This window comes from Streptococcus nasisuis (genome assembly GCF_040836615.1).
Lineage (GTDB): Bacteria > Bacillota > Bacilli > Lactobacillales > Streptococcaceae > Streptococcus > Streptococcus suis_V.
The window spans coordinates 798,533-824,570 of the sequence record NZ_CP162268.1; the positions used below are offsets into that span (position 1 = coordinate 798,533).

At 44.1% G+C, this 26,038-nt stretch carries 26 protein-coding genes; 25 read left to right on the forward strand and 1 reads right to left on the reverse strand.

The window, feature by feature from the left end:
- Nucleotides 1-40: 40 nt before the first annotated feature.
- Nucleotides 41-1,385 (forward strand): IS3 family transposase gene (locus AB1F57_RS04105; RefSeq protein WP_367986117.1). Its coding sequence is split into 2 segments (ribosomal slippage): nucleotides 41-486 and nucleotides 485-1,385, totalling 1,347 coding nucleotides; the frame shifts between segments, so codons are not numbered across the junction.
- A gap of 90 nt (nucleotides 1,386-1,475) precedes the next feature.
- On the opposite strand, the gene AB1F57_RS04110 is transcribed toward AB1F57_RS04105, so the two are convergent.
- Nucleotides 1,476-2,279, reverse strand: a complete 804-nt coding sequence (locus AB1F57_RS04110) for a peptidylprolyl isomerase (RefSeq protein WP_367986118.1) — start codon at nucleotides 2,277-2,279, stop codon at nucleotides 1,476-1,478.
- Between the two features lie 122 nt (nucleotides 2,280-2,401).
- Between AB1F57_RS04110 and AB1F57_RS04115 the strand changes: the two genes are divergently transcribed.
- From AB1F57_RS04115 to gyrB, 24 genes are all read left to right on the forward strand, one after another.
- Nucleotides 2,402-2,758 carry a DUF2500 domain-containing protein gene (locus tag AB1F57_RS04115; protein ID WP_170238916.1) on the forward strand — a complete coding sequence of 119 codons (357 nt, stop codon included), beginning with the start codon at nucleotides 2,402-2,404 and terminating at the stop codon, nucleotides 2,756-2,758.
- Nucleotides 2,759-3,016: 258 nt separating this feature from the next.
- Nucleotides 3,017-3,427 carry a VOC family protein gene (locus AB1F57_RS04120; RefSeq protein ID WP_170238917.1) on the forward strand — a complete coding sequence of 137 codons (411 nt, stop codon included), beginning with the start codon at nucleotides 3,017-3,019 and terminating at the stop codon, nucleotides 3,425-3,427.
- 82 nt (nucleotides 3,428-3,509) lie between these two features.
- A complete protein-coding gene (locus AB1F57_RS04125; protein WP_105137161.1) occupies nucleotides 3,510-4,058 on the forward strand; it encodes a hypothetical protein in 549 nt (182 codons plus the stop codon).
- A 375-nt stretch (nucleotides 4,059-4,433) separates the two neighbouring features.
- A complete protein-coding gene (locus AB1F57_RS04130; RefSeq protein ID WP_367986119.1) occupies nucleotides 4,434-5,423 on the forward strand; it encodes a LacI family DNA-binding transcriptional regulator in 990 nt (329 codons plus the stop codon).
- Nucleotides 5,424-5,580: 157 nt separating this feature from the next.
- Entirely contained in the window at nucleotides 5,581-6,501 is a 921-nt protein-coding gene (locus tag AB1F57_RS04135; RefSeq protein ID WP_105123226.1) for a sugar ABC transporter permease, read from the forward strand.
- Nucleotides 6,502-6,510: 9 nt separating this feature from the next.
- A complete protein-coding gene (locus AB1F57_RS04140) occupies nucleotides 6,511-7,398 on the forward strand; it encodes a carbohydrate ABC transporter permease (protein ID WP_023369721.1) in 888 nt (295 codons plus the stop codon).
- A gap of 46 nt (nucleotides 7,399-7,444) precedes the next feature.
- The gene (locus AB1F57_RS04145) at nucleotides 7,445-9,055 is read left to right on the forward strand and encodes an ABC transporter substrate-binding protein (protein ID WP_105123227.1); all 1,611 of its coding nucleotides are present in this window, start codon (nucleotides 7,445-7,447) and stop codon (nucleotides 9,053-9,055) included.
- A 17-nt stretch (nucleotides 9,056-9,072) separates the two neighbouring features.
- On the forward strand, nucleotides 9,073-10,434 hold the full coding sequence (locus tag AB1F57_RS04150) for a glycoside hydrolase family 32 protein (RefSeq protein ID WP_367986120.1): 1,362 nt from the start codon (nucleotides 9,073-9,075) through the stop codon (nucleotides 10,432-10,434).
- An 82-nt stretch (nucleotides 10,435-10,516) separates the two neighbouring features.
- Nucleotides 10,517-11,862 (forward strand): IS3 family transposase gene (locus AB1F57_RS04155; RefSeq protein ID WP_367985732.1). Its coding sequence is split into 2 segments (ribosomal slippage): nucleotides 10,517-10,958 and nucleotides 10,958-11,862, totalling 1,347 coding nucleotides; the frame shifts between segments, so codons are not numbered across the junction.
- 138 nt (nucleotides 11,863-12,000) lie between these two features.
- Nucleotides 12,001-13,029: a YeiH family protein gene (locus tag AB1F57_RS04160; RefSeq protein ID WP_105137189.1), complete on the forward strand. Its 1,029-nt coding sequence runs from the start codon at nucleotides 12,001-12,003 to the stop codon at nucleotides 13,027-13,029.
- Nucleotides 13,030-13,177: 148 nt separating this feature from the next.
- Nucleotides 13,178-14,053 (forward strand): tRNA pseudouridine(55) synthase TruB, encoded by an 876-nt coding sequence (truB, locus tag AB1F57_RS04165; RefSeq protein WP_167785566.1) that lies wholly within the window; start codon nucleotides 13,178-13,180, stop codon nucleotides 14,051-14,053.
- 33 nt (nucleotides 14,054-14,086) lie between these two features.
- A complete protein-coding gene (locus AB1F57_RS04170) occupies nucleotides 14,087-15,010 on the forward strand; it encodes a bifunctional riboflavin kinase/FAD synthetase (RefSeq protein ID WP_167785547.1) in 924 nt (307 codons plus the stop codon).
- Nucleotides 15,003-15,734, forward strand: coding sequence for a potassium channel family protein (locus AB1F57_RS04175; RefSeq protein ID WP_105137166.1), 732 nt, complete (start codon nucleotides 15,003-15,005; stop codon nucleotides 15,732-15,734). The genes AB1F57_RS04170 and AB1F57_RS04175 overlap by 8 nt, the downstream gene beginning before the upstream one ends.
- Nucleotides 15,735-15,813: 79 nt before the next feature.
- Nucleotides 15,814-16,215, forward strand: a complete 402-nt coding sequence (locus AB1F57_RS04180) for a Spx/MgsR family RNA polymerase-binding regulatory protein (RefSeq protein WP_105137167.1) — start codon at nucleotides 15,814-15,816, stop codon at nucleotides 16,213-16,215.
- Between the two features lie 6 nt (nucleotides 16,216-16,221).
- Complete coding sequence (locus AB1F57_RS04185; protein WP_167785548.1) at nucleotides 16,222-16,500, forward strand: UPF0223 family protein; 279 nt, start codon at nucleotides 16,222-16,224, stop codon at nucleotides 16,498-16,500.
- Nucleotides 16,490-17,251 carry an inositol monophosphatase family protein gene (locus tag AB1F57_RS04190; RefSeq protein WP_367986122.1) on the forward strand — a complete coding sequence of 254 codons (762 nt, stop codon included), beginning with the start codon at nucleotides 16,490-16,492 and terminating at the stop codon, nucleotides 17,249-17,251. The genes AB1F57_RS04185 and AB1F57_RS04190 overlap by 11 nt, the downstream gene beginning before the upstream one ends.
- Nucleotides 17,248-18,549, forward strand: coding sequence for an RsmF rRNA methyltransferase first C-terminal domain-containing protein (locus AB1F57_RS04195; protein WP_367986124.1), 1,302 nt, complete (start codon nucleotides 17,248-17,250; stop codon nucleotides 18,547-18,549). Before AB1F57_RS04190 ends, AB1F57_RS04195 begins: the two co-directional genes overlap by 4 nt.
- Nucleotides 18,550-18,684: 135 nt before the next feature.
- Nucleotides 18,685-19,554 carry a phosphate ABC transporter substrate-binding protein PstS family protein gene (locus tag AB1F57_RS04200; protein WP_367986126.1) on the forward strand — a complete coding sequence of 290 codons (870 nt, stop codon included), beginning with the start codon at nucleotides 18,685-18,687 and terminating at the stop codon, nucleotides 19,552-19,554.
- A gap of 2 nt (nucleotides 19,555-19,556) precedes the next feature.
- On the forward strand, nucleotides 19,557-20,474 hold the full coding sequence (pstC, locus tag AB1F57_RS04205) for a phosphate ABC transporter permease subunit PstC (RefSeq protein WP_105137171.1): 918 nt from the start codon (nucleotides 19,557-19,559) through the stop codon (nucleotides 20,472-20,474).
- A complete protein-coding gene (gene pstA / locus AB1F57_RS04210) occupies nucleotides 20,464-21,351 on the forward strand; it encodes a phosphate ABC transporter permease PstA (protein WP_174852922.1) in 888 nt (295 codons plus the stop codon). The genes pstC and pstA overlap by 11 nt, the downstream gene beginning before the upstream one ends.
- A gap of 24 nt (nucleotides 21,352-21,375) precedes the next feature.
- Nucleotides 21,376-22,179 carry a phosphate ABC transporter ATP-binding protein PstB gene (pstB, locus tag AB1F57_RS04215; protein WP_170238925.1) on the forward strand — a complete coding sequence of 268 codons (804 nt, stop codon included), beginning with the start codon at nucleotides 21,376-21,378 and terminating at the stop codon, nucleotides 22,177-22,179.
- A 12-nt stretch (nucleotides 22,180-22,191) separates the two neighbouring features.
- Nucleotides 22,192-22,950 (forward strand): phosphate ABC transporter ATP-binding protein PstB, encoded by a 759-nt coding sequence (gene pstB, locus AB1F57_RS04220; protein WP_105137173.1) that lies wholly within the window; start codon nucleotides 22,192-22,194, stop codon nucleotides 22,948-22,950.
- A 30-nt stretch (nucleotides 22,951-22,980) separates the two neighbouring features.
- Entirely contained in the window at nucleotides 22,981-23,637 is a 657-nt protein-coding gene (gene phoU / locus AB1F57_RS04225; RefSeq protein WP_105137174.1) for a phosphate signaling complex protein PhoU, read from the forward strand.
- A 351-nt stretch (nucleotides 23,638-23,988) separates the two neighbouring features.
- Complete coding sequence (gyrB, locus tag AB1F57_RS04230) at nucleotides 23,989-25,941, forward strand: DNA topoisomerase (ATP-hydrolyzing) subunit B (RefSeq protein WP_367986331.1); 1,953 nt, start codon at nucleotides 23,989-23,991, stop codon at nucleotides 25,939-25,941.
- The last annotated feature ends 97 nt before the right edge of the window (nucleotides 25,942-26,038 follow it).

The window sequence follows — 26,038 nt, forward strand, 5'->3', positions numbered from 1 at the left end:
AAAGTTAGACACAAAATCTAACGATTGGGGTGTTTTTCTTATGAAATTAAGTTATGAAGATAAACTAGAAATATATGAGCTGAGAAAGAGTGGCGTGTCGTGGGTCAACCTTAGCCAGATATACAAGGTCACTATTGCCAATCTCACCTACATGATAAATCTCATGGATCGATATGGCGTGGAAATCGTTAAAAAAGGTAAAAATAGGTATTATTCACCTGAACTAAAGCAAGAAATAATGGATAAGGTCTTGATTCATGGGTGTTCTCAACTCTCAGTTTCCCTTGATTATGCTCTTTCAAATCGAGGAATGCTTCCCAATTGGATAGCACAATACAAGAAAAACGGGTATACTATTCTTGAAAAACCAAGAGGGAGACCGAGCAAGATGGGACGTAAACGCAAGAAAACCTGGGAAGAGATGACTGAATTAGAGCGCCTTCAAGAGGAAAATGAACGTCTTCGAACTGAGGTGGCCTTCCTAAAAAGTTGAGAGAACTTCGCTTGAGGGACGAAACACTCGTGCGCGAACAGCAGAAACAATTAGAGATATGGTCCAAGGAGGATTCCGACTAGACCTCCTACTTGCGACAGCTAAAATGCCTCGCTCAACTTACTATTATCAAGTCAAGCAACTGGATAAACCCGACAAGAACAAAGCAATTAAGGCTGAAATTCAAGCCATTTATGATTACCATAAAGGTAATTATGGCTATCGTCGGATTCATTTAGAATTACGAAATCGTGGTTTCATCATCAACCACAAGAAGGTGCAGCGTTTGATGAAAGAGTTGGGCTTGACCGCTCGTATTCGTCGTAAACGCAAGTATGCTTCTTACAAAGGTGAGGTTGGTAAGAAGGCTGATAATCTGATTAAACGTCAGTTTGAAGGCTCTAAGCCTTATGAAAAGTGTTATACCGATGTGACGGAGTTTGCTTTGCCGGAGGGTAAACTTTACTTATCACCTGTTCTTGATGGCTATAATAGTGAGATTATTGATTTTACCTTGTCTCGGTCACCTGACTTGAAACAGGTTCAAACCATGCTTGCGAAGGCTTTTCCAGCAGATTTATACAGTGGGACTATTCTTCACAGCGATCAAGGTTGGCAATACCAGCACCAATCTTACCATTACTTTTTGGAAACCAAAGGCATTCGTCCGTCCATGTCCCGCAAGGGAAATAGTCCAGATAATGGCATGATGGAATCCTTCTTTGGGATACTCAAATCAGAGATGTTCTATGGATTTGAGACATCTTACCAGTCGCTTGATGAGCTTGAGCAAGCCATTACAGACTATATTTTTTACTACAACAACAAACGCATCAAAGCAAAATTAAAAGGACTTAGTCCTGTCCAATACAGAACTAAATCCTTTCAATAATTATTTGTCCAACTTTTGGGGGTCAGTACATAGCTTCTCTTTTTTCTGTAAAATTGTTAAGAAAAAACTTGGCAAGGCTTAGCCTCTCTACTAGTTGAATGTATAATCTTTGACAATTTCAACTGCCTCGATTGTAACATCTTGTTTGGGCTTATCGTTTTCGCCGGTTTCTACAGCGGCGATTTTATCCACAACGTCCATGCCTTCGGTAACTTGACCAAAGACGGTGTGCTTGGTATCCAGGTTTGGATTGCCCCCGTTTTTGTAGGCTTGTAGGATTTTTTCAGGATAGCCTGCGCCAGCCAATTGACCGGACATATCGGTTGTGTTTTGGTTGATGAAGAACTGGCTGCCGTTTGTCCCCGCGCCAGCATTGGCCATGGAAAGAGAGCCACGGATATTGTAGAGGAAGGCAGAAATTTCATCCTTGAAACCATAGCCGGCATCCTTGGTCGTCCCCTTGCCAGCCCAAATGGACTCGCCACCGGTACCATTGCCCAGGGGATCTCCGCCTTGAATCATAAAGTCCTTGATAACCCTGTGGAAAATCGTACCATCGTAGTAGCCTTCTTTGGCGTGGGTCAGGAAGTTTTCCACCGTCATAGGGGCTAATTCAGGGAAGAGCTTGATGGTGATGTCTCCCTCGGTTGTTTTTATCTTGACCAGGGCCTCATTGTCAGCAACCTCTGGGCTCAACTGTGGAAAAACGGCGTCAGGATTGTTGACAGCGTAGGCCAGGTCTTTTTTGAATTTGCTGGTTGCTGTCGAGTCAGAAGTTGTTTGCAGGGTAGAGCTTGAATTAGCCTCTTCAGTGCTGCTTGGTATCGTTGTTGAGTTGGCGCAGGCTGTCAGTAGGAGGCTGCTAGCAAGGCCTAGAAAAAGTAGTTTTTTCATCTGTATCATCACTTTCATTTCAAAATTATGCTTCATTTTATCATGATTTTAGTCAATATTCAATTTCCTGGCCATTCAAATTATGATATACTATTCTTATAAATGTAAAAGGAGTATCTACTATGTTTGACAATCTTTTAGGTCCAGGTGGAAGTGTGGATGTAATTATGCTATTCATTTATGCAATTGCCGCCATTATTTTGGGGATTGTTGTCTATCAAATCGTCCGAAATTTTTTGGAATGGCATCGCAATAACCAGTCTCCGGTGGAAATTCGGCAGGCTAAGCTAGTGTCCAAGCGCACTCATGTCTTTGGCAATGAAATGGCTAGGACCAATTACTATGTGACCTTTGAATGGCAGAAGGAGCGCAGGGAATTTCGTGTCAAGCCTGAGGAATATGCCCTGCTTGCTGAAGGTGACCAGGGAGAATTGACCTTCCAAGGCAGCCGCTTGCTCCAGTTTAAAAGACAAGATTAGACCAAGTTCCTGCAGTCATTTTCTGGCTAGCAGGAATTTTATTTGATTAAAAATAACTAAATATTTACAAATGATTTTAAGTTAATCTTTGAATAAATATCGATAAAAAGTTGATTATTTCAATATTTATAAATTGACTTTAATTATCTGAAATTCGTTTGTTTTTAAAATTTTCTACAAAAATTGTATAATAAAAATTACCGTTTTGCATAATGAAGAAGTTGCAGAGTGTTTATTTATCGATGTGAGGATGTTAAAATGATACAAGCGCTAGAAATCAATCTAGTAACGAATGGAAATGGGGTGGAAGCGGTCCAGTTTTACCAAGATGCCCTGCAGGCTGAGGTCTGTAATCTGAAGAAATGGGCAGACTTTATCCATCCTTGTCCCAAGGAGCACGAACATTTGCTCTTGAGCGCTGAATTAATGGTCGGAGAGCATCGACTGATGATTTCGGATGAAAATCCTGCCTTTGAATACCGACAGGGCTACAATGTTTCGGCCTCTATTGTGGTAGATACGGCGGACAATGCTAGACGTATTTACGAGAAATTGAGCCGGGATGCACGGAAGATTATTGCTGAATACCAGGAAACACCTTGGGCTCCTGCCTATGCCAACCTTGAGGACCAATTTGGTATCTGCTGGCAGATTATGGTTGGTGCCTAACAGTCTACAGTTCTTCTTCTTGTTCTATGCCCATAAATAGGCTATAATTGAGTAGAAGTTTAAGTTTGGTGAGGAAGAGAACATGTCATTTGAGAAACGCATTGAGGAAATGTATAAAGACCATGAGGTCAAGCCTTATATTTCTCCTGAACGCGATTTGGGTCAATGGTTGCTAGAACCCAAGCCGGTTCCCAAGCGCAATATGGTCCGTCTGGAAGAGGGAATTTTGCCGGGCGATATTATCTTGCTTTGGCGCATTAGTCTAGGTTCTTTTGAAACGACGACGCCCTATTCCAAGTATTTTGAGTACAGCTATGGGATTGACGGTCCTGCCCATATGGAACAACTGATTGCGGATGGCTATGCCCGCGTCGAAACAGCATTTGAGTCGCTGGATCACATTACTTCAACGGCCAAGAAAAATATTCTTAAGGCAGAAGGTGTGACAGGTTTGTCGAAAATGAAGGCGGCAGAAGTTGATCAAGCCCTCAAAGACCATTTGACGGAGGAGCAATTGGCACCTTACTTCAAGGTTCGTGGCTACGCCTTGACCGAAAAAGGCCAGGCAGCACTGGACAATCACCCAGAAGTCATTGCCAAGCACCCGATGAAGAAGATGTATAAATCGTAAGGAATGGACGGCTCTATTTAAAACAAAAGGCTATAAACATTTCACGGACTTTAGGGGTAAATAACAATGAGCAAACTATTTAAAAATAAGAATTTCTATTTAGTATTATCTCTTCTAGTTTTGGTTGTTTTGTATTTTAGCGATCTTGATTCAAGATGGTTCTTTCTAGCTTATTTTGTTTATCTTATTCCTTATTGTTTGTTGGATTTATTTGATTATTTGAAAAGAAAGAAAAAGAAATAATTAGACTTTGTTAAACTCAATGGACTGGCTCAGCTGGTCTATTTTATTTTTTCTTGACAGAAAACGCTATCAATGATATCCTAGTATCAAATATTGAAACGTTTCAAAAAACATTTTGGAAAGGAGCCGTTTGTGGAAAAACAAAAATCAATTACTATGAAAGATGTTGCACGGCTTGCCGGTGTTAGCGTTGGAACAGTTTCAAGAGTAATCAACAATGAGCCAGGCATTAAGGAAGCTACTCTTGAAAAAGTCAATGCAGCCATTAAGGAATTGAATTACATTCCAGATGTCTATGCCCGTGGCATGAAGAAGAACAAGACCGAAACCATCGCCTTGATTATTCCGACTGTTTGGCATCCTTTTTTTGGAGAGTTTGCCTATCATGTCGAAGTGGAGCTGAGTAAGAAAAATTACAAGTTGCTCCTTTGCAATATTTCTGGTCCAAAAAGGGAACTGGATTATCTGACTATGCTGCAACAAAATAAAGTGGACGGCATTATCGCCATCACCTATAGCCCGATTGACGATTATCTATCGTCCAATATCCCCTTTGTCAGTATCGATCGCACCTATGAAAACATGGCTATTGCCTGTGTCAGCTCGGACAACCAAGCTGGTGCAGAATTAGCAGCGGACACCTTGATAGCAAAAGGTGGCCGCCATTTTGCCTTTATCGGTGGGCACAATAAAACCATCAACGAAACCAAAAAACGCAGAATTTATTTTGAAAAACGAATCACAGAAGCTGGCTATCCCTGCCATGTTCTCGATTTGGAAGAACCCTATAATGATTTTGTTGGAGAAGTAGAGAAATTTTTGATTGCCAACCCGCAAATTGATGCCATTTTCACCATCAATGACTTTGTAGCTTTGGAAACGGTAGAAGTTTTGGAGAAACTGGGTAAACGAATTCCTGAAGATGTCCAGGTCATTGGCTATGATGGTATCCAAATCGCAAGAGATCGTCCGATGTTCCTATCGACCATTCGTCAGCCGTTAGAAAGAATGGCTCAAGAAGCAGTTGCCTGTTTAGTCGACATTATTGAGAAAAGGGAGCGCCCTCTCCAAGTTACATTACCAATTTCTTACCTAGAAGGAAAAACGACAAAAAATTTTTAAAAAGGTAGTTGACAGAAAACGGTTACAATGTTAGAATAAAATCATCAATAAACAGTTGGTTTTATTTTTACAAGAAAAATGAAACGTTTCAAAAAATTGAGGAGTTCATCCTCTTTCTAAAACAGAAAATTTTGAAACGTTTCAAAAAGGAGTTCTTATGAAAACATCAAAACTGCAACAAGCTAGTCTATTGGATAGAATCAAGCAACAGAAGCTCTTGTTACTGATGTTACTACCGGGCTTGGTCTTGACTTTCATCTTCCGTTACATTCCCATGTACGGAGTGCTGATCGCCTTTAAAGACTACAATCCTTTAAAAGGCGTACTTGGCAGTGAGTGGATTGGGTTTGAAGAGTTTACCAAGTTTCTCTCTTCTCCAAACTTTGGTACCTTGCTTGCCAACACCTTGAAATTGAGTGTCTACGGCCTGCTCCTAGGATTTCTCCCACCCATTATTTTGGCCATCATGCTCAATCAATTATTGAGCGATAAGGCTAAAAAACGGATTCAGTTGGTGCTCTACGCTCCAAACTTTATCTCAGTCGTGGTCATCGTCGGTATGATTTTCCTCTTCTTCTCAGTAGGAGGACCGGTCAATTCAATCCTAGGTATGTTTGGGTTAGAAGCCAACTTCCTGACGAATCCTGATTACTTCAGACCTCTCTATATTCTCAGTGGTATATGGCAGGGAATGGGTTGGGCCTCAACGCTTTACACAGCAACCTTGGTCAATGTCGATCCAGCCTTGATTGAAGCAGCGAAACTAGACGGTGCCAATATCTTCCAACGTATTTGGCATATTGACTTACCAGCCCTAAAACCAGTTATGGTCATTCAGTTTATACTTGCTGCCGGTGGGATTATGAATGTTGGGTATGAAAAAGCGTTCTTGATGCAGACTTCTCTCAACCTGACCAGTTCTGAAATCATTTCAACCTATGTCTATAAAATCGGTTTGGTGTCCGGGGACTACTCTTACTCAACAGCGGTTGGCTTGTTCAATGCCTTGATCAATATTATTCTCCTGATTGCAGTGAACAAATTCGTTCAACGAATCAACGATGGACAAGGCTTATAGGAGGTTCGTATGAATACGCAAATGTACACAAAATTTGACAAGCGAATGCTGATTGTCAATAAAATCTTGCTAGCATTTCTTGTTCTCATAACAGTTGTGCCTATGGTCTATATCTTAGTCGCTTCCTTTATGGATCCGCAGGCCTTGGTCAGCAAGGGCATTAGCTTTGATCCAAAGGACTGGACAGTAGAAGGTTACCAACGGGTATTTTCAGACAAGTCTATCCTACGTGGATTCTTCAACTCCCTCTTTTATTCCTTCTCCTTTGCCTTTGTGACTGTAGCCATTTCGGTCATGACTGCTTATCCTCTTTCAAAAAAGGATTTGGTTGGGAAAAAATGGATTAATGCCTTCCTAGTCTTCACCATGTTCTTCGGTGGTGGGCTTGTTCCGACCTATCTCTTGGTTAAAGATTTGGGAATGTTGAACACCGTCTGGGCCATCATTATCCCTGGTGCAGTCAATGTTTGGAATATCATCTTGGCACGGACCTATTTCCAAGGCTTGCCAGATGAGTTGGTAGAAGCAGCCGTTATGGACGGTGCCAATGAATTTCAGATTTTCTGGAAAATCATGATTCCACTAGCTAAACCAATCATGTTTGTGCTTTTCCTCTATGCCTTTGTCGGTCAATGGAATTCTTACTTTGATGCCATGATTTACATTAAGGATCCAGACTTGGAGCCACTCCAACTAGTACTTCGTAAAATCCTCATTCAAAGCGAGCCTGCTAAGGACATGATTGGTGCTCAGGCTGCCATGAATGAAATGAAACGGATTGCAGAAATGATTAAATATGCAACCATTGTCATCTCAAGTTTGCCACTCATTGTCATGTATCCATTCTTCCAGAAATACTTTGACAAGGGTATCATGGCTGGTTCATTAAAAGGTTAAAATTGTTCAAAATTTTTATAGAAAACAAAACAGGAGGTTGTTTCTGATGAAACACACATTTGGAAAAACAGTTGTTACGCTTCTAGCAAGTACCGTTTTATTGGCTGCTTGTGGTTCAAAAAATACTGCATCAAGCCCTGATTATGAATTGAAAGATGTTCAATTCCCGCTTGAAAAATCAGTTACGCTTAAGTTCATGACAGCTAGCTCCCCTCTAGCTCCAGCTGATCCGAATGATAAGTTGATTTTCCAACGTCTTGAGGAAGAAACAGGCGTTCATATCGAATGGACCAACTATCAGTCTGACTTTGGTGAAAAGCGGAACTTGGACATTGCTTCAGGTGATTTGCCAGACGCTATCCATAATGATGGGGCTTCTGATGTGGAATTGATGAACTGGGCAAAACAAGGAGTCATCGTACCAGTTGAAGACTTGATTGATGAGCATATGCCAAACCTCAAGAAAATTTTGGATGAAAATCCAGAGTACCGCTCCATGATTACAGCACCAGACGGTCATATCTACTCATTCCCATGGATTGAAGAGCTAGGTGAAGGCAAGGAGTCTATCCATACTGTCAGCGATATTGCTTGGATTAACAAGGAATGGTTGGACAAGCTTGGACTTGACATGCCAAAAACAACAGATGACTTGATCAAGGTCTTGGAAGCCTTTAAGACACAGGATCCAAACGGCAACGGCAAGGCGGATGAAATTCCGATGTCCTTTGTCAACGGTAACGGCGGCGAAGACTTCAAGATTCTCTTTGGTGCCTTTGGCGTCGGTGATAACGATGAACATATCGTCGTAAACAATGATGGTACCGTTGACTTTACAGCGGACAATGAAAACTACAAAGAAGGTGTTGAATTTATGCGTACCCTTCAAGAAAAAGGCCTCATTGACCCAGAAGCCTTCGAGCATGACTGGAATACTTATCTTGCTAAAGGTAGTGAAAATCTCTACGGTGTTTACTTCACTTGGGATAAAGCGAACATTACAGGGATGAACGATACTTATGACATCTTGCCTGTGTTGGCAGGTCCTGACGGAACCAAACACATCACACGTACAAACGGTATGGGCTTCCAGCGTGACCGCATGGTCATTACCTCAGCTAACAAAAACTTGGAATTGACCGCAAAATGGATCGATGCCCAATACAAACCAATCCAGTCTGTCCAAAACAACTGGGGTACCTATGGTGATGAAACCCAACAAAACATCTTCGAATACGATGCAGCGACAAATAGCTTGAAACACTTGCCGTTGAATGGTACTGCACCGGGTGAATTGCGTCAGAAGACAGAAGTAGGTGGACCGCTTGCTATTCTTGATGAATACTATGGTACAGTAACAACCATGCCAGACGATGCCAAATGGCGTTTGGATTTGATGCACGCAACCTATCTTGACTATGTGACCAACGATGACATCTACCCTCGTGTCTTCATGGAACAAGAAGATTTAGATAAGATTGCTCAAGTTGAAGCAGACATGAACGACTTCATCTACCGCAAACGTGCAGAATGGATTGTTAACGGCGGTGTCGAAGAAGAATGGGATAGCTACTTGAAAGAATTGGAAAGCTATGGTCTTTCTGACTGGTTAGCTATCAAGCAAAAATACTACGATCAGTACAAAGAAAATCAGTAATCAAAAGGAGGCTGCCTGTGAAAACAGTAGTAGAAGCCAATCAATTTATTCAGACAGAAAAAGGAAAGGTCAATCCGATTTTCAAACCGCAAGCCCATTTAACACCAGAAACAGGCTGGATGAACGACCCCAATGGATTTATCTACTTTCGTGGAGAATACCATTTGTTCTACCAATTCAACCCTTACGAAAGTGTTTGGGGACCGATGCACTGGGGTCATGCGAAAAGTAAGGACTTGGTCAACTGGGAACAGCTTCCAGTTGCCCTAGCTCCTGATAAAGCTTACGATAAAGACGGCTGTTTCTCGGGCTCTGCTATTGTCAAAGATGATGTCCTCTGGCTCATGTACACAGGTCACATCGTCAATGAAGACGGGACAGTTAGTCAAGTTCAGAACATGGCTTTCTCGACTGACGGTATTCACTTTGAAAAAATCGAGCAGAATCCAGTCGCAACCGCAGATGGACTGCCAGAAGAAGTGATTGCCAATGACTTCCGCGATCCGAAGATTTTTGAGAAAGATGGTCACTACTACTCTGTTGTCGCAACCAAGCACAAGGACAATGTCGGCTGTATCGTCTTACTCAGCTCTCCCAACCTGACGGATTGGAAATTTGAGTCTATCTTCTTGAAAGGTGAGGCCAACCAAGGCTTTGTCTGGGAATGTCCTGACTACTTTGAAGTGGACGGTCAAGAGTACCTGATTATCTCTCCAATGCGTTACCAAAAAGATGGGAATGACTTTATCAATATCAACTCCAACATCTTTGTGACAGGTCATGTGGACTGGGATAAGAAGATTTTTGTGGCAGATTCCTTTAAAGAAATTGACCACGGACATGACTTCTACGCAGCTCAGACTACCCAAGGTCCAGAAGGCGAACGTGTCATGGTAGCCTGGATGCACACCTGGGGTCGCAAGTTGGTGACCAATGACCTAGGCCATAAGTGGTACGGTCAGATGACCCTTCCACGCATTCTCAAGAAGACTGAAAACGGATTGCACCAAGTTCTGCCAACAAGTGTCTTGGAAGCCTTCAAGGATATTGAAATTGGACAAAGCATCCAAGGTCCAAGCAAGCTTTCTCTGAAACTGGAAGACAGTTTGGAACTAAAACTTGGAAGCGACCAAGATTACCTGCAATTTGGTTATGACAAGGAAAGTCAAGAAGTCTATATTGACCGTAGCCACCTAAAGATCCAGCAAGCTGGTGAAGAGGAATGGCCAACTGTTCGTCGAGCAGTTACTGTTCAAGCGACAGACTTGCTGGTCTTGGTTGACACCAACTGTGTGGAAATCCTTGTCAACGACGGTCATGAAACCTTGACATCGACTTTCTATATTGAGAGTGACTACCAAGTCGCCGATCTAGATTAACTGCCCCTCTAAAATTTAAGACCTGCTTTGAACTGCACCCCAAAAGTTAGACACAAAATCTAACGATTGGGGTGTTTTTCTTATGAAATTAAGTTATGAAGATAAACTAGAAATATATGAGCTGAGAAAGAGTGGCGTGTCGTGGGTCAACCTTAGCCAGATATACAAGGTCACTATTGCCAATCTCACCTACATGATAAATCTCATGGATCGATATGGCGTGGAAATCGTTAAAAAAGGTAAAAATAGGTATTATTCACCTGAACTAAAGCAAGAAATAATGGATAAGGTCTTGATTCATGGGTGTTCTCAACTCTCAGTTTCCCTTGATTATGCTCTTTCAAATCGAGGAATGCTTCCCAATTGGATAGCACAATACAAGAAAAACGGGTATACTATTCTTGAAAAACCAAGAGGGAGACCGAGCAAGATGGGACGTAAACGCAAGAAAACCTGGGAAGAGATGACGGAATTAGAGCGCCTTCAAGAGGAAAATGAACGTCTTCGAACTGAGGTGGCCTTCCTAAAAAAGTTGAGAGAACTTCGCTTGAGGGACGAAACACTCGTGCGCGAACAGCAGAAACAATTAGAGATATGGTCCAAGGAGGATTCCGACTAGACCTCCTACTTGCGACAGCTAAAATGCCTCGCTCAACTTACTATTATCAAGTCAAGCAACTGGATAAACCCGACAAGAACAAAGCAATTAAGGCTGAAATTCAAGCCATTTATGATTACCATAAAGGTAATTATGGCTATCGTCGGATTCATTTAGAATTACGAAATCGTGGTTTCATCATCAACCACAAGAAGGTGCAGCGCTTGATGAAAGAGTTGGGCTTGACCGCTCGTATTCGTCGTAAACGCAAGTATGCTTCTTACAAAGGTGAGGTTGGTAAGAAGGCTGATAATCTGATTAAACGTCAGTTTGAAGGCTCTAAGCCTTATGAAAAGTGTTATACCGATGTGACGGAGTTTGCTTTGCCGGAGGGTAAACTTTACTTATCACCTGTTCTTGATGGCTATAATAGTGAGATTATTGATTTTACCTTGTCTCGGTCACCTGACTTGAAACAGGTTCAAACCATGCTTGCGAAGGCTTTTCCAGCAGATTTATACAGTGGGACTATTCTTCACAGCGATCAAGGTTGGCAATACCAGCACCAATCTTACCATTACTTTTTGGAAACCAAAGGCATTCGTCCGTCCATGTCCCGCAAGGGAAATAGTCCAGATAATGGCATGATGGAATCCTTCTTTGGGATACTCAAATCAGAGATGTTCTATGGATTTGAGACATCTTACCAGTCGCTTGATGAGCTTGAGCAAGCCATTACAGACTATATTTTTTACTACAACAACAAACGCATCAAAGCAAAATTAAAAGGACTTAGTCCTGTCCAATACAGAACTAAATCCTTTCAATAATTATTTGTCCAACTTTTGGGGGTCAGTACACTTGTGCGGGTCTTTTCTAATGGGCCTGAGATGTTTATCATCCCTCCCAGGCATTTTTTACAGAAAAAGAGTATAATGATTGAAAAGTTTCCTTTGGGGGAGGTTAGGATGGAATTTAGGAGAAAAGCAGCTGGTATCGGTGTTTGTGCCATTATTGCCTTGGCTAGTCAGTGGCTGGGAAGTCAATTTCCGCTGGTTGGTGGAGCAGTCTTTTCCTTGATAATAGGACTGGTCTTAGCATTTTTTATCAAGGATAGCTATGTTTTGGATGCTGGATTGGCCTTTACATCTAAAAAAATATTGCAATATGCGGTTATTCTACTAGGGTTTGGTCTCAATCTGGGTGTCATCTGGGAGACTGGCAAGCAGTCCTTGCCTGTTATCATTGCGACGATTTCAACAGCCCTGCTAGTGGCCTATCTTGGGCACAAGTATTTTGCGATTGAAGCGCCGATTGCAATCTTGGTCGGAGTTGGTTCTTCGATTTGTGGGGGTTCTGCCATTGCAGCAACAGCGCCTGTTATCAAGGCCAAGGATGAAGAGGTTGCCCAAGCCATCTCGGTGATTTTTTTCTTTAATCTCTTGGCAGCACTGCTATTTCCCAGTTTAGGACAAATCCTGGGATTTTCCACCCAATCGGGTCAAGAATTTGGCTTGTTTGTAGGAACTGCCATCAATGATACTTCCTCTGTCACAGCGGCAGCAAGCACCTGGGATAATCTTTACCAGCTGGGAAATCAGACCCTAGATACAGGTGTAACAGTCAAATTGACACGAACTCTGGCCATCATACCGGTTACTCTTTTTCTGGCCATTCTGCAAGCCAAAAAAGCTCGGTCCAGCCAGTCAGATTTCTCGCTCAAAACGGTCTTTCCAACCTTTATCCTCTTTTTCCTTGGGGCCAGTCTTTTTACGACGATTTGGACTGGTCTGGGCTATTCTCAAGCAATTTTTGCGCCCATCAAGGATTTGTCTAAGTTCTTCATCACCATGGCCATGGCAGCGATTGGACTCAAGACAGACCTGCTTCATCTGCTCAGGACAGGTGGAAGAGCCATTCTGCTGGGAGCCAGCTGCTGGATTAGCATTACCTGTATCTCCCTCCTCTTGCAGTATCTGCTAGGGATGATTGGCTAGTCAGGAATTTATGAACCTGTATTTACGGTTCAACACCTTTAACTAAGGAAATTTTCTAAATGACATTTACTTGTAAATACAGCTTCTTAGAAAGTAAGCGAGGACTTGCTCACAAGAGCGGTCCTTTTATGGTATAATTAAATCTATGATCTCAGGAATTATCAATTTGAAAAAAGAGGCTGGCATGACCAGTCATGATGCGGTTTTCAAGCTCCGCAAAATCCTACAGGAAAAGAAAATTGGCCATGGCGGGACCCTGGACCCAGATGTGACAGGTGTTCTACCCATTGCGGTTGGCAAGGCTACTCGCATGATTGAGTTCATGCAGGAGGAGGGCAAGGTCTACGAGGGAGAGATTACCATTGGCTACTCGACTACGACAGAAGATGTGTCCGGGGAAACTTTAGAGACGACGCCTGTTTTGGAAATAGCAGAGCAGGCAGTGGATGAGGCTATGGCTAGCTTTGTCGGTCGGATTACCCAGATTCCGCCTATGTACTCAGCTGTCAAGGTCAATGGCCGCAAGCTCTATGAATATGCACGAGCAGGAGAGCAGGTAGAGCGTCCCCAACGCCAGGTGGACATTTACAGCTTTGAACGCACTAGCCCTATTCAGCTGTCAGACAGCTGTGCCAGATTTACGTTCCGTGTCAAATGCGGCAAGGGAACCTATGTTCGGACCTTGTCTGTGGACCTGGGTGCCAAGCTAGGTTATGCCAGCCACATGTCCAAATTGGAGCGGACTGGTTCAGCAGGCATGTACCTGGATGATGCCCTGACCTTGGAGGAAATAGCGGCCTTGGTTGCTAGAGATGATTTCTCCTTCCTTCGCCCTATTGAGCAAGGCATTGGTGACCTGCCGATTGTGACCTTGAATGAAGAGCAGGTGGCAGATGCTGGCTTTGGCCGTTTTCTCCAATTGGATGCCAGTGCAGACCGAGTAGCTGGCTTATATGAGGACAAGTTGATTGCTGTTTTTGAAAAACGAGACGAACTCTACAAACCAAGCAAGGTTTTTGCCTAGTTTTCGTCCAAAAATATGATAAAATAAACTGTTATGGAAATTATAGAGATAAATGATTACAGGGATTTGAACCAGCAGGAGCCTACGGTGCTGGTTTTGGGTTATTTTGATGGGATTCACCTGGGCCACCAGGCACTCTTGCAGCGGGCCAGAAAAATTGCGGATCAAGAGGGGTTGACCGTGACGGTTTTGACCTTTCCTGAGTCACCAAAGTTGGCTTTTGCCCGCTTCTCGCCGGACTTACTCCTTCATTTGACCAGCCCGGAGCAACGCTACCAGCTCTTGGCAGACCATGGTGTAGACCGGCTATTTTTGACGCCCTTTACCAGTGAATTTGCCAGCAATCAGCCGGAGCAATTTGTAGAACGCTACATCAAGGGGCTCAAGGCTCAGGTCTTGGTGGCAGGTTTCGACTATCATTTTGGCAATTGCAGAGCAGATGTTGCGGCTTTGGCAGAACTGTTTGATGGTCGGGTTGAGGTTGTGGAGGCAGTGACCATGGGCGGTGAAAAAATTTCTTCCACCCGCATTCGCCAAGCTATTAAAGAAGGGAATGTCACCCTTGCTAATCAATTGTTGGGTCACACCTTTACGACTCAAGGCCTGGTTGTTCATGGGGATGCTAGAGGTCGAGCCATTGGCTATCCTACCGCTAATCTGGCTCCTTACGACAGAGTTCATCTGCCGTCGGACGGTGTTTATGTAGCAGATGTAGAGGTCGGTGGCCGATGTTACCGAGCCATGACCAGCGTAGGGAAAAATGTTACCTTTGATGGGACTGAACTGCGGATTGAGGCCCATATTTTTGACTTTGAAGACTTTATCTACGGAGAAAGCATGACTATTTTCTGGCTGGAAAAAATCCGTGACATGATTAAGTTTGATGGCATTGAGGCTCTGATGGAGCAGATGAAGAGTGATGAAGCCTATTCACTCAACTGGGGGCAGCATGATTAAAAAATGGGTCCAACACCCTATTTATGAAAAGGTCATGACCTATCTGGCCCTGGCCTACGTTTTTTTGATTGTTTTGGAACTGCTGGACACCAGCCTTGTGTATAATTCTGGCTTTCAGACCTTGGATTGGTGCCTCTGGTTCATTTTTGTAGTGGACTATTTCGTTCAGCTTTATTATGCAGAAGATAATCTGCAATACATACAGGACCATATCTTGGAATTGATTGCCATTATTCCCTTCGATTCGGTCTTTCGTTTCCTGCAGATTGGTCGGCTGGCGCGGCTTTTTCGCCTGGTCAAGGTTGCCCGCATTTTTGCCCTGTCCAATCGTTTCTGGGACACGCTCAATAAGCTCCTCCATACCAATAGCCTGTCCAAGGTTCTGATGCTCAATGTATCAGCTGTCCTAGTGGCCAGTGGGGTCCTGTCTATCATAGAGAAGAAGTCCTTCTTTGATGCCCTCTGGTGGTCTATTGTGACCATGACAACGGTTGGTTACGGGGATATTGTTCCTACGGATACTGTTTCAAAAATTATGGCCATCCTCCTGATGTTGGTTGGCATCTGCACCTTCGGTATGGTGACCTCGACCATTACCCGCTTTTTTACCGACAATGAGCGCGATACCAAGATGGATATTCTCCTTGCTAAAATCGAGGAACAAGGTCTGAAGATTCAGGAGCTGGAGAAAAAAATCGACATTTTGATTAAGAAAGAGGAATAAATCCAGGAATAACCTTGAAAACGTTCTAAAGTTGCGATATAATATAAGTGATTAGGAATGTAGAAGGGAGCTGAAACAGATGATTACCTTGTTTTTATCGCCAAGCTGTACTAGTTGTCGCAAGGCGCGTGCATGGTTGACCAATCATGAAGTCCCTTTTATTGAGCACAATATTATGACCAGTCCGCTGACTGCTGTCGAGCTTAAGCAAATTTTAGCCTTGACAGAAAATGGAACGGACGACCTCATTTCAACACGTTCTAAGGTTTTTCAAAAGTTGAATGTGGATGTCGATGACCTGTCCATTGGTCAATTGATTCAATTAATAGAAACCCATCCGAGTCTCTTGCGTCGTCCCATTATCTTGGATGAAAAGCGGATGCAGATAGGGTTTAACGAAGATGAAATCCGTGCTTTCCTTCCTAGAAAATACCGTAAACAAGAATTAAAAAATGCTACATTGCGAGCAGAAATAGGATAAATTGATATGAACAAAAATTATTCATATCCACTTGATTTTTCGTGGAGCACAGAGGAGATTTCCTCCGTGCTTTCTTTTTTGAATCAGGTGGAGCTGGCCTATGAAAAGGGAGCTGATGCAGGACAGGTTTTGACAGCCTACCGTACCTTCAAGGAAGTGGTTCCCAGTAAGGCCCAAGAAAAGCAAATTGACCGTGATTTTGAGGATGTTTCTGGCTACTCTAGCTACCGTGTAGTCAAGGCTGCCCAAGAAAGGCAGAAGGGGGTGGTCAGACTTGGACGCTAAATACCAGTTTGCCCTGACGATTGTCAAGGAAGCCGGGGACTTTCTCCTGGAACATCTGGACGACCAGTTGGAAATCACTGCAAAGACTAATCCCCAGGACTTGGTAACCCATGTGGATATGGCTATCCAGGAGCGTCTCAGTCAGGCTATTTTATCGCATTATTCTGACGACCATATCTTGGGTGAAGAAGGTGGCGATGTTTCCAGCATTGATACTGGTCATGTCTGGGTCATCGACCCTATTGACGGGACCACGAATTTTATCGCGCAGAAGGCGGACTTTGCCATTATGCTGGCTTATTTTGAAGAAGGAAAAGGGATTTTTGCGATCATTTACGACCTCATGAATGATGAGATTTTGCATGGTGGTGCTAACTATCCTGTTAAGCTCAATGACCAACTCTTGCCTGCTCCCCAGAAGAAGGATTTTGCCTACAGTTTGCTGGGGCTCAATGCTAAGATTTATGCAGAAAATGCCTATGGTTTGCGGGATTTGGCCCAGCAAACCCTGGGGACGCGATCGGTAGGAAGTGCTGGAATTGGCTTTTCACAGGTATTGAAGGGGCGTCTTCTGGCCTATGCCTCCTATATTTATCCCTGGGATTATGCGGCAGCAGCCATACTTGGTCAGGCCCTTGGGTTCAGTCTCCTGAGTTTGGAAAATGACCAGCCACTTTACCAGGGACGGGAGTATGTTCTCTTGGTGGCCGACGCCAATGTTGAAGAAGTAAAAAGGTATCTGACATCATGAATTTACCACAAGATTTTATTGAGAAATATAGTGAATTGCTTGGACCAGAAGCCCAAGCATTTTTTGAGAGTTTTGACCAGCCAGCTGTTTCAGGGTTTCGGACCAATCCGCTTAAAGAGACCCAGGTGGAATTTGCGGATGCCATTCCGGACATGCCCTGGTCTTACTATGGCAAGGTTTCAGGAAAATCCCCTGAGCACGTGATAGGTCTGGTCTATTCCCAGGAACCGGCCGCTCAGATTGTCGGTCAAGTAGCTGCGCCTGCAAAAGGGATGAAAGTCCTGGACTTGGCGGCAGCCCCAGGAGGCAAGTCGACCTACCTGCTTTCCTATCTGGATAATGCTGGCCTCTTGGTCAGTAACGAAATATCGACCAAGCGTTCCAAGATTTTAGCTGAAAATATTGAACGGTTTGGTGCCAGAAATATTATCGTGACCAACGAATCGGCCGACCGTTTGGCAAAGGTTTTCCCTTCCTATTTCGATATGATTGTTCTGGATGCCCCCTGCTCAGGTGAAGGCATGTTCCGCAAGGATCTGGATGCCATTCAGTACTGGTCGGCAGACTACCCGGCCCAGTGTGCGGCTCTACAGAGAGAAATCTTGGAGTCTGCAATAGAGATGCTGGCTCCCCAGGGACAACTGATTTATTCAACCTGCACCTGGTCGCCTGAGGAAAACGAAGAAATTGTAGCCTGGTTAGTAGAAGAATTTCATCTAGAGTTGGTGGATATTCCTAAAATAAATGGAATGGTGGAGGGTATTGGTTATCCTGAGACAGCTCGTATGTATCCGCACCATTTCAAGGGGGAAGGGCAGTTTGTGGCCAAGTTCCGCTATGTCGGTCAGGGAAGACGCAAGAAAGTCAAGTCTGGCAAGTCCAATCTCAACCGGGAACAAAGCCAGCTCTGGAAGGAGTTTGCGGAACAGCAGTTGCGGGTTCAGTTGGACGGTCTCCTGCAGGTCTTTGGCGATAATCTCTATCTCTTGCCTGCCGGTCTGCCAGACTTATCCAAGGTTAAGATTGCCCGAAATGGTCTTCATCTGGGCGTTTTCAAGAAGAAACGTTTTGAGCCAAGTTTTGCCCTTGGTCTTGCCCTGCATAGCCATGAGGTGAAAAAACGAGTGGACATTAGCTTGGATAATTTCTCCGCCTATGTGGCTGGTCAGCCTCTTGAAGTGTCCAAGGATTTGCCTAATGGTTGGTATCAGGTAGCGGTTGCTGGCAATGGTCTGGGATTTGCAAAAATTGTCAATGGGACCTTGAAAAACAGCTTTCCCAAAGGCCTTCGTTTTTAAGAGATGAAAGCAGATTATTTTTGCAACTTATACGGTTATATGTTATAGTGGAATGGTGGAAAAATCTTGTAAATTCTATGTAAAAAATACATAAAATAGAGGAGTTCCACTGAAAAATGTAAAGGAAAAAACGACATGAAAAAAAAGCATAAGCTAGGTATTGCAGCTTTATTTTTAGTTTCTAGTTTGGCCCTTTCTGCTTGCTCGTCATGGATTGATCGTGGAGAATCCATTACAGCAGTAGGGTCGACAGCCCTCCAACCCCTGGTCGAGGCGGCAGCGGATGAATTTGGCTCTGTCAACATCGGTAAGTCTGTCAATGTTCAAGGTGGTGGTTCGGGTACTGGTTTGTCACAGGTTCAGTCAGGAGCTGTCCAAATTGGTAACTCAGACGTATTTGCTGAGGAGAAGGATGGGATTGATGCCAGCCAGCTGGTGGACCATCAGGTAGCAGTTGCAGGTCTAGCGGTCATTGTCAACGAAGAGGTGACAGTAGACGACATCTCGACAGAGGACTTGCGTAAAATCTTCACTGGTGAGATTACCAACTGGAAGGATCTAGGTGGTAAAGACCTTCCAATTTCCATTATCAACCGTGCAGCAAGTTCGGGTTCTCGTGCGACCTTTGACGGCATCATCATGCAAGGTGAAAAAGCCATTCAAAGTCAGGAACAGGATTCAAACGGGATGGTTAAGTCCATTGTAGCCCAAACGCCAGGAGCGATTTCTTATTTGGCCTTTGCCTATCTAGATGAGTCAGTTCGTACCATTAAATTGAACGGGTTTGAACCGACGATTGAAAATGTAGCGACCAACGACTGGCCAATCTGGGCTTACGAGCACATGTACACCAAGGGCGAGCCTGAAGGTTTAACCAAGGAATTCTTGGACTACATGTATTCAGAAGAAGTTCAAGAAGGTATCGTTGTCAGCATGGGCTATATTTCGATGAATGCCATGAAGGTTGAAAAAACAGCTGATGGCGTGGTCACAGAGAAGGAGTAGAAATGAAAAATCAACAACTTGAAAAAGAATTGTCAACCCCTTCCAAGAACTCTCGTTTAGAGAAATTTGGTCAAATTTTGACCTTCCTTTGCTTGAGCTTGATTGTCTTCATCGTTGCCATGATTTTGATTTTCGTGGCCCAACGCGGACTTTCGACCTTCTTTGTGGATGGCATTAGCATTGTAGATTTCTTGTTCGGTGACAAGTGGGAACCGGCATCCAAAACCTTTGGTGCCCTACCAATGATTTCTGGTTCCTTTATCGTTACCATCCTGTCAGCAGTGATTGCAACGCCGATTGCTATCGGAGCAGCAGTCTTTATGACAGAGATTTCACCAAAACGTGGTGCTAAGGTTCTCCAGCCAGTTATCGAATTGCTGGTCGGTATTCCATCAGTAGTTTATGGTTTCATCGGTTTGCAGGTAGTGGTACCCTTTGTCCGCTCCATCTTTGGTGGGACAGGTTTTGGTATCTTGTCAGGTGTATTCGTACTCTTCGTCATGATTTTGCCAACGGTAACCTTTATGACAGTGGACAGCTTAAAGGCCGTTCCTCGTCACTACCGTGAGGCGAGTTTGGCCATGGGTGCGACGCGTTGGCAGACTATCTGGCGCGTTATTCTGAACGCAGCTAAACCAGGTATTTTCACAGCTGTTATCTTCGGTATGGCCCGTGCATTTGGTGAGGCCTTGGCTATTCAGATGGTGGTGGGTAACTCAGCGGTTATCCCAACGTCCTTGACAACACCTGCTGCGACCCTGACCTCTATCTTGACCATGGGTATAGGTAACACGGTAATGGGAACGGTCCAGAACAACGTCCTCTGGTCACTGGCCCTTGTCCTGCTCTTGATGAGCTTGGTCTTCAATATGATTATGAAATTTATTACGAGAGAGGGTAAGAAAAACTATGCACGCTAAGAAAATGGATAAACTGGCGACTGGTATTCTTTACTCTATCGCCACAGTTATCGTCGCTATTTTGACAGCCCTTATCCTCTTTATCCTATTAAGAGGCTTGCCTCATGTAGACTGGCATTTCTTGACCAGCAAGTCATCTTCCTACAAAGCAGGTGGTGGTGTTGGTATCCAACTCTACAATTCCTTCTTCCTCTTGGTTGTAACACTTTTGATTTCAGTTCCTCTGTCAACTGGTGCTGGTATCTACCTAGCGGAATATGCTAAGAAAGGTCCGTTGACCAACTTTATCCGTACCTGTATTGAAATCTTGTCCTCTCTGCCATCAGTAGTCGTTGGTTTGTTTGGTTACTTGATTTTCGTTGTCCAGTTTGAATATGGTTTCTCTATCTTGTCAGGTGCCTTGGCCCTGACTGTATTCAATCTGCCACAGATGACCCGTAACGTTGAGGATAGCCTGCGCCACGTTCACCATACACAACGTGAGGCCGGTTTGGCCCTTGGGTTGTCACGCTGGGAAACAGTTCTCCACGTGGTCATTCCTGAGGCTTTGCCAGGTATTGTTACTGGTATTGTCCTTGCATCCGGTCGTATCTTCGGTGAAGCAGCAGCACTAATCTATACTGCAGGTCAATCAGCTCCGGCTCTTGATTGGTCCAACTGGAACCCGCTCAGCGTAACCAGCCCGATTTCGATTTTCCGTCAGTCAGAAACCCTAGCGGTTCATATCTGGAAGGTCAACAGTGAGGGAACGATTCCTGATGCGACACAAGTATCTGCAGGTTCTGCAGCCATCCTCTTGGTATTTATCTTGATTTTCAACCTTTCTGCCCGTTATATCGGTAAGAAACTTCATGCGAAAATGACTTCTGCAGCATAAGCAGTCGACTTATAAGGAGAAAAAATGGCAGAATATAACTGGAATGAACGCCATATCATTACCTTCCCAGAAGAAAAAATTGCCCTTTCGACAAAGGATGTCCACGTTTACTACGGTAAAAATGAGGCTATCAAGGGCATTGATATGCAGTTCGAGAAAAATAAAATCACAGCCTTGATTGGTCCGTCAGGTTGTGGGAAATCGACTTACCTTCGCAGTCTCAATCGGATGAATGATACCATTGATATTGCCAAGGTAACCGGCCAGATCCTCTATGAAGGAATTGACATTAATAAGCCAAACATAAACGTTTACGAAATCCGTAAGCACATCGGTATGGTTTTCCAACGTCCCAACCCATTTGCTAAGTCCATCTACAAAAACATCACCTTTGCCCATGAGCGTGCAGGTGTCAAGGACAAGCAAGTCTTGGACGAAATCGTTGAAACCTCACTCAAGCAAGCGGCGCTCTGGGATCAGGTCAAAGACGATTTGCACAAGTCAGCCTTTACCTTGTCAGGTGGTCAGCAGCAACGCCTCTGTATCGCGCGTGCTATCTCTGTAAAACCACAGATTTTGCTTATGGATGAGCCAGCTTCAGCCCTGGACCCAATTGCGACGATGCAGTTGGAAGAAACCATGTTTGAGCTCAAGAAGAATTATACGATTATCATCGTGACTCACAACATGCAACAAGCAGCCCGTGCCAGCGATTATACAGCCTTCTTCTACCTGGGTGATTTGATTGAGTATGATAAGACATCAAACGTCTTCCAAAATGCCAAACTCAAGTCAACCAGCGACTACGTTTCAGGACACTTCGGATAGAAAGGAGACACCATGACAACACCTATTTTACAAGTAAAAGATTTGTCTGTTTACTACAATAAGAAAAAGGCTTTGAACAACGTCTCTATTGATTTCTACCCAAATGAGATTACAGCCTTGATTGGTCCTTCAGGTTCTGGTAAATCAACGCTTTTGCGGTCTATCAACCGTATGGGCGATTTGAACCCAGAAGTAACCTTGACAGGAGCTATTGATTACAACGGCAAGAATATTTATAGTCCACGCACAGATACTGTTGACTTGCGCAAGGAAATCGGGATGGTCTTTCAGCAACCCAACCCATTCCCAATGACCATTTATGAGAATGTTGTCTATGGTCTTCGTATCAATGGTATCAAGGATAAGGCCGTCTTGGATGAGGCAGTAGAACGTTCGCTCAAAGGTGCTTCTATCTGGGATGAGGTCAAGGATCGTCTCCATGACTCGGCCTTGGGTTTGTCAGGTGGTCAGCAGCAACGTGTTTGTGTGGCCCGTGTATTGGCAACCAGTCCTAAGATTATTTTGATGGATGAGCCTACCTCGGCCCTTGACCCGATTTCGGCTGGTAAGATTGAAGATACGCTCTATGGCTTGAAAGAAAAGTACACCATGGTTCTGGTTACCCGCTCTATGCAGCAGGCGTCCCGTATCTCAGACCGTACTGGTTTCTTCTTGGATGGCGACTTGATTGAGTACAATAAGACCAAGGAAATGTTCTTGAATCCAGCTCACAAGGAAACTGAAGACTATATTACTGGTAAATTCGGTTAATCTTCATTTAGATATAGAAAAGAGATATATATGTTAAGAGCACAATTTGAAGAAGAATTAGGAAAATTGCATAATCAATTCTATGCTATGGGGAACGAAGTACAGGCGCAAATCAACAATGCAGTCCGTGCCTTTACAACTCATGACCGTGAATTGGCTAAGGAAGTCATCGAGGCAGATAGCAAAATCAATGAATTTGAAGTCAAACTTGAGAAAAAGTCACTTGAAATCATTGCCTTGCAACAGCCTGTATCAACAGACTTGCGCCGTGTTATCACTGTCTTGAAGGCAACCAGCGACTTGGAGCGTATGGGAGACCATGCTGTTTCTATCGCCAAGGCGACTATCCGCATGAAGGGTGAAGTTCGTATCCAGATTGTTGAAGATGAAATCAAGAAGATGGGTAAAGAAGTCCGTAATCTGGTAGAAGCGGCTCTGGATCTCTACTTGAACGCATCAGAAATCGAAACAGCCTACGAAGTGGCAGCTCGTGATGAAATCATCAATAATTTCTACGCGACAATCCAGGAATTGACCACTGAAGAAATCAAGAAAAATCCGGACGCTTTGATTGCCGGACGTGATTACTTCCAAGTCTTGACCTACCTGGAGCGTGTAGGGGATTACGCGAAAAATATCTGTGAGTGGATGGTCTATCTCCGCACAGGTGATATCACAGAATTGTAAGAATAGCCATAAACTATTGAAGTCTTTAGCATTCGTCTAGAGGCTTTTTTCTTGGGTTCTGTGTCTTGATTGTTGGGGTGAGAGTTAGGGTCTGCTTCTCAGGGGAATCGTCTGCTTTTAGTAGGAATTAGCGCTAAAATATGGTATAATGAAGGGTATTCGTTAGAATGTTTTAATACTCTTCGAAAATCAAAAATATCCGTCGTCAAGTGCCTTGGTGAGTGAAAAGCTTCGTGGGAGGTTTTCAGCCTGTCGCCTTGAAACGAGAGAACGACAGAGTTCTACTTTCGGCGTCGTTTCCTAGGCTAGATTGATTTTCATTGAGTATAACTAGAAAAATAAGGGATGAACATGACAGAAGAAATCAAAGATTTACAAGAAAAAGCCCAGGAATATGATGCCAGTCAAATTCAGGTCCTAGAGGGACTAGAGGCTGTTCGCATGCGTCCGGGTATGTATATCGGGTCTACTTCTAAAGAAGGCCTCCACCACCTGGTTTGGGAAATCGTCGACAACTCGATTGACGAGGCACTGGCAGGCTTTGCCAGCAAGATTGAAGTCTTTATTGAGCCGGATAATTCGATTACGGTTGTTGACAATGGCCGTGGTATCCCGGTTGATATTCAGGAAAAAACAGGTCGTCCGGCCGTTGAGACAGTCTTTACCGTTCTCCACGCCGGTGGTAAATTTGGCGGTGGCGGCTACAAGGTGTCAGGTGGTTTGCACGGTGTAGGTTCATCGGTCGTCAATGCCCTGTCTACCCAGCTGGATGTTCATGTCTATAAAAATGGTCAGGTATATTATCAAGAATACCGTCGTGGTGAAGTGGTAGATGATTTGAAGGTCATTGGTGAGACAGACCGCAATGGTACTACCGTTCACTTTATTCCAGACCCAGAAATCTTCACGGAAACGACCGAGTTTGACTTTGCTAAGCTCAATAAACGTATCCAGGAATTGGCCTTCCTCAACCGTGGTTTGCAGTTGACCATCAGCGATAAGCGTGAGGGGCAGGAGCAGACCAAGGAGTACCACTATGAGGGCGGTATTGCCTCCTACGTGGAATATCTCAATGAAAATAAGGATGTCATCTTTGAAATGCCGATTTATACGGATGGTGAGATGGATGATATTACGGTGGAAGTGGCCATGCAGTACACGACCAGCTACCACGAAAATGTGGTCAGCTTTGCCAACAATATCCATACCCATGAAGGCGGTACCCATGAGCAAGGTTTCCGTACGGCCCTGACTCGTGTTATCAATGACTATGCTAAGAAAAATAAAATCCTCAAGGAAAATGAGGACAATCTGACTGGTGAGGATGTTCGTGAGGGTCTGACCGCTGTTATCTCTGTCAAGCACCCTGGACCGCAGTTTGAAGGTCAGACCAAGACCAAGCTGGGCAACAGCGAAGTTGTTAAAATCACCAATCGTCTCTTCTCAGACGCCTTTGCGGAGTTTCTTTTGGAAAATCCACAGATTGCCCGTCGAATTGTAGAAAAAGGCATTCTGGCCAGCAAGGCTCGTATTGCTGCCAAACGGGCGCGTGAAGTCACCCGTAAGAAGTCAGGTTTGGAGATTTCCAACCTGCCTGGTAAATTGGCGGATTGTTCGTCAAATGACGCGACTAAGGCAGAGCTCTTTATCGTCGAAGGGGATTCGGCTGGTGGTTCGGCTAAATCCGGTCGTGACCGTGAGTTCCAGGCCATTCTGCCTATCCGTGGTAAGATTTTGAACGTGGAAAAGGCTAGCATGGATAAAATCCTGGCCAACGAAGAGATCCGTAGTCTCTTTACAGCTATGGGGACTGGTTTTGGGGCAGATTTTGATGTTGAGAAAGCACGCTACCAAAAATTGGTCATCATGACCGATGCCGATGTCGACGGAGCTCATATACGAACCCTTCTCTTGACCCTCTTTTACCGTTACATGCGTCCGATTGTCGAAGCGGGTTACGTCTATATTGCCCAGCCACCAATCTATGGTGTCAAGGTCGGAAGTGAGATTAAGGAATACATCCAACCAGGAGCCAATCAAGAACAAGAACTCCAGGCAGCCTTAGAAAGACATAGTACAGGACGTTCCAAGCCAACCATTCAGCGTTACAAAGGTTTGGGAGAAATGGACGATCACCAGCTCTGGGAAACAACCATGAATCCTGAAAATCGTCTTATGGCACAAGTTTCAGTAGATGATGCTGCAGAGGCAGATAAAATCTTTGATATGTTGATGGGAGACAAGGTTGAACCCCGTCGCGAGTTTATCGAGGAAAATGCGGTTTACTCAACATTGGATATTTAGAACATATTCACTGAAAAAAATTGTGCACTAGCTAGCAATATATGGTATAATAAGGCGATATATTCTAGTAAATAACTATACTATCTAAGGAGAACTA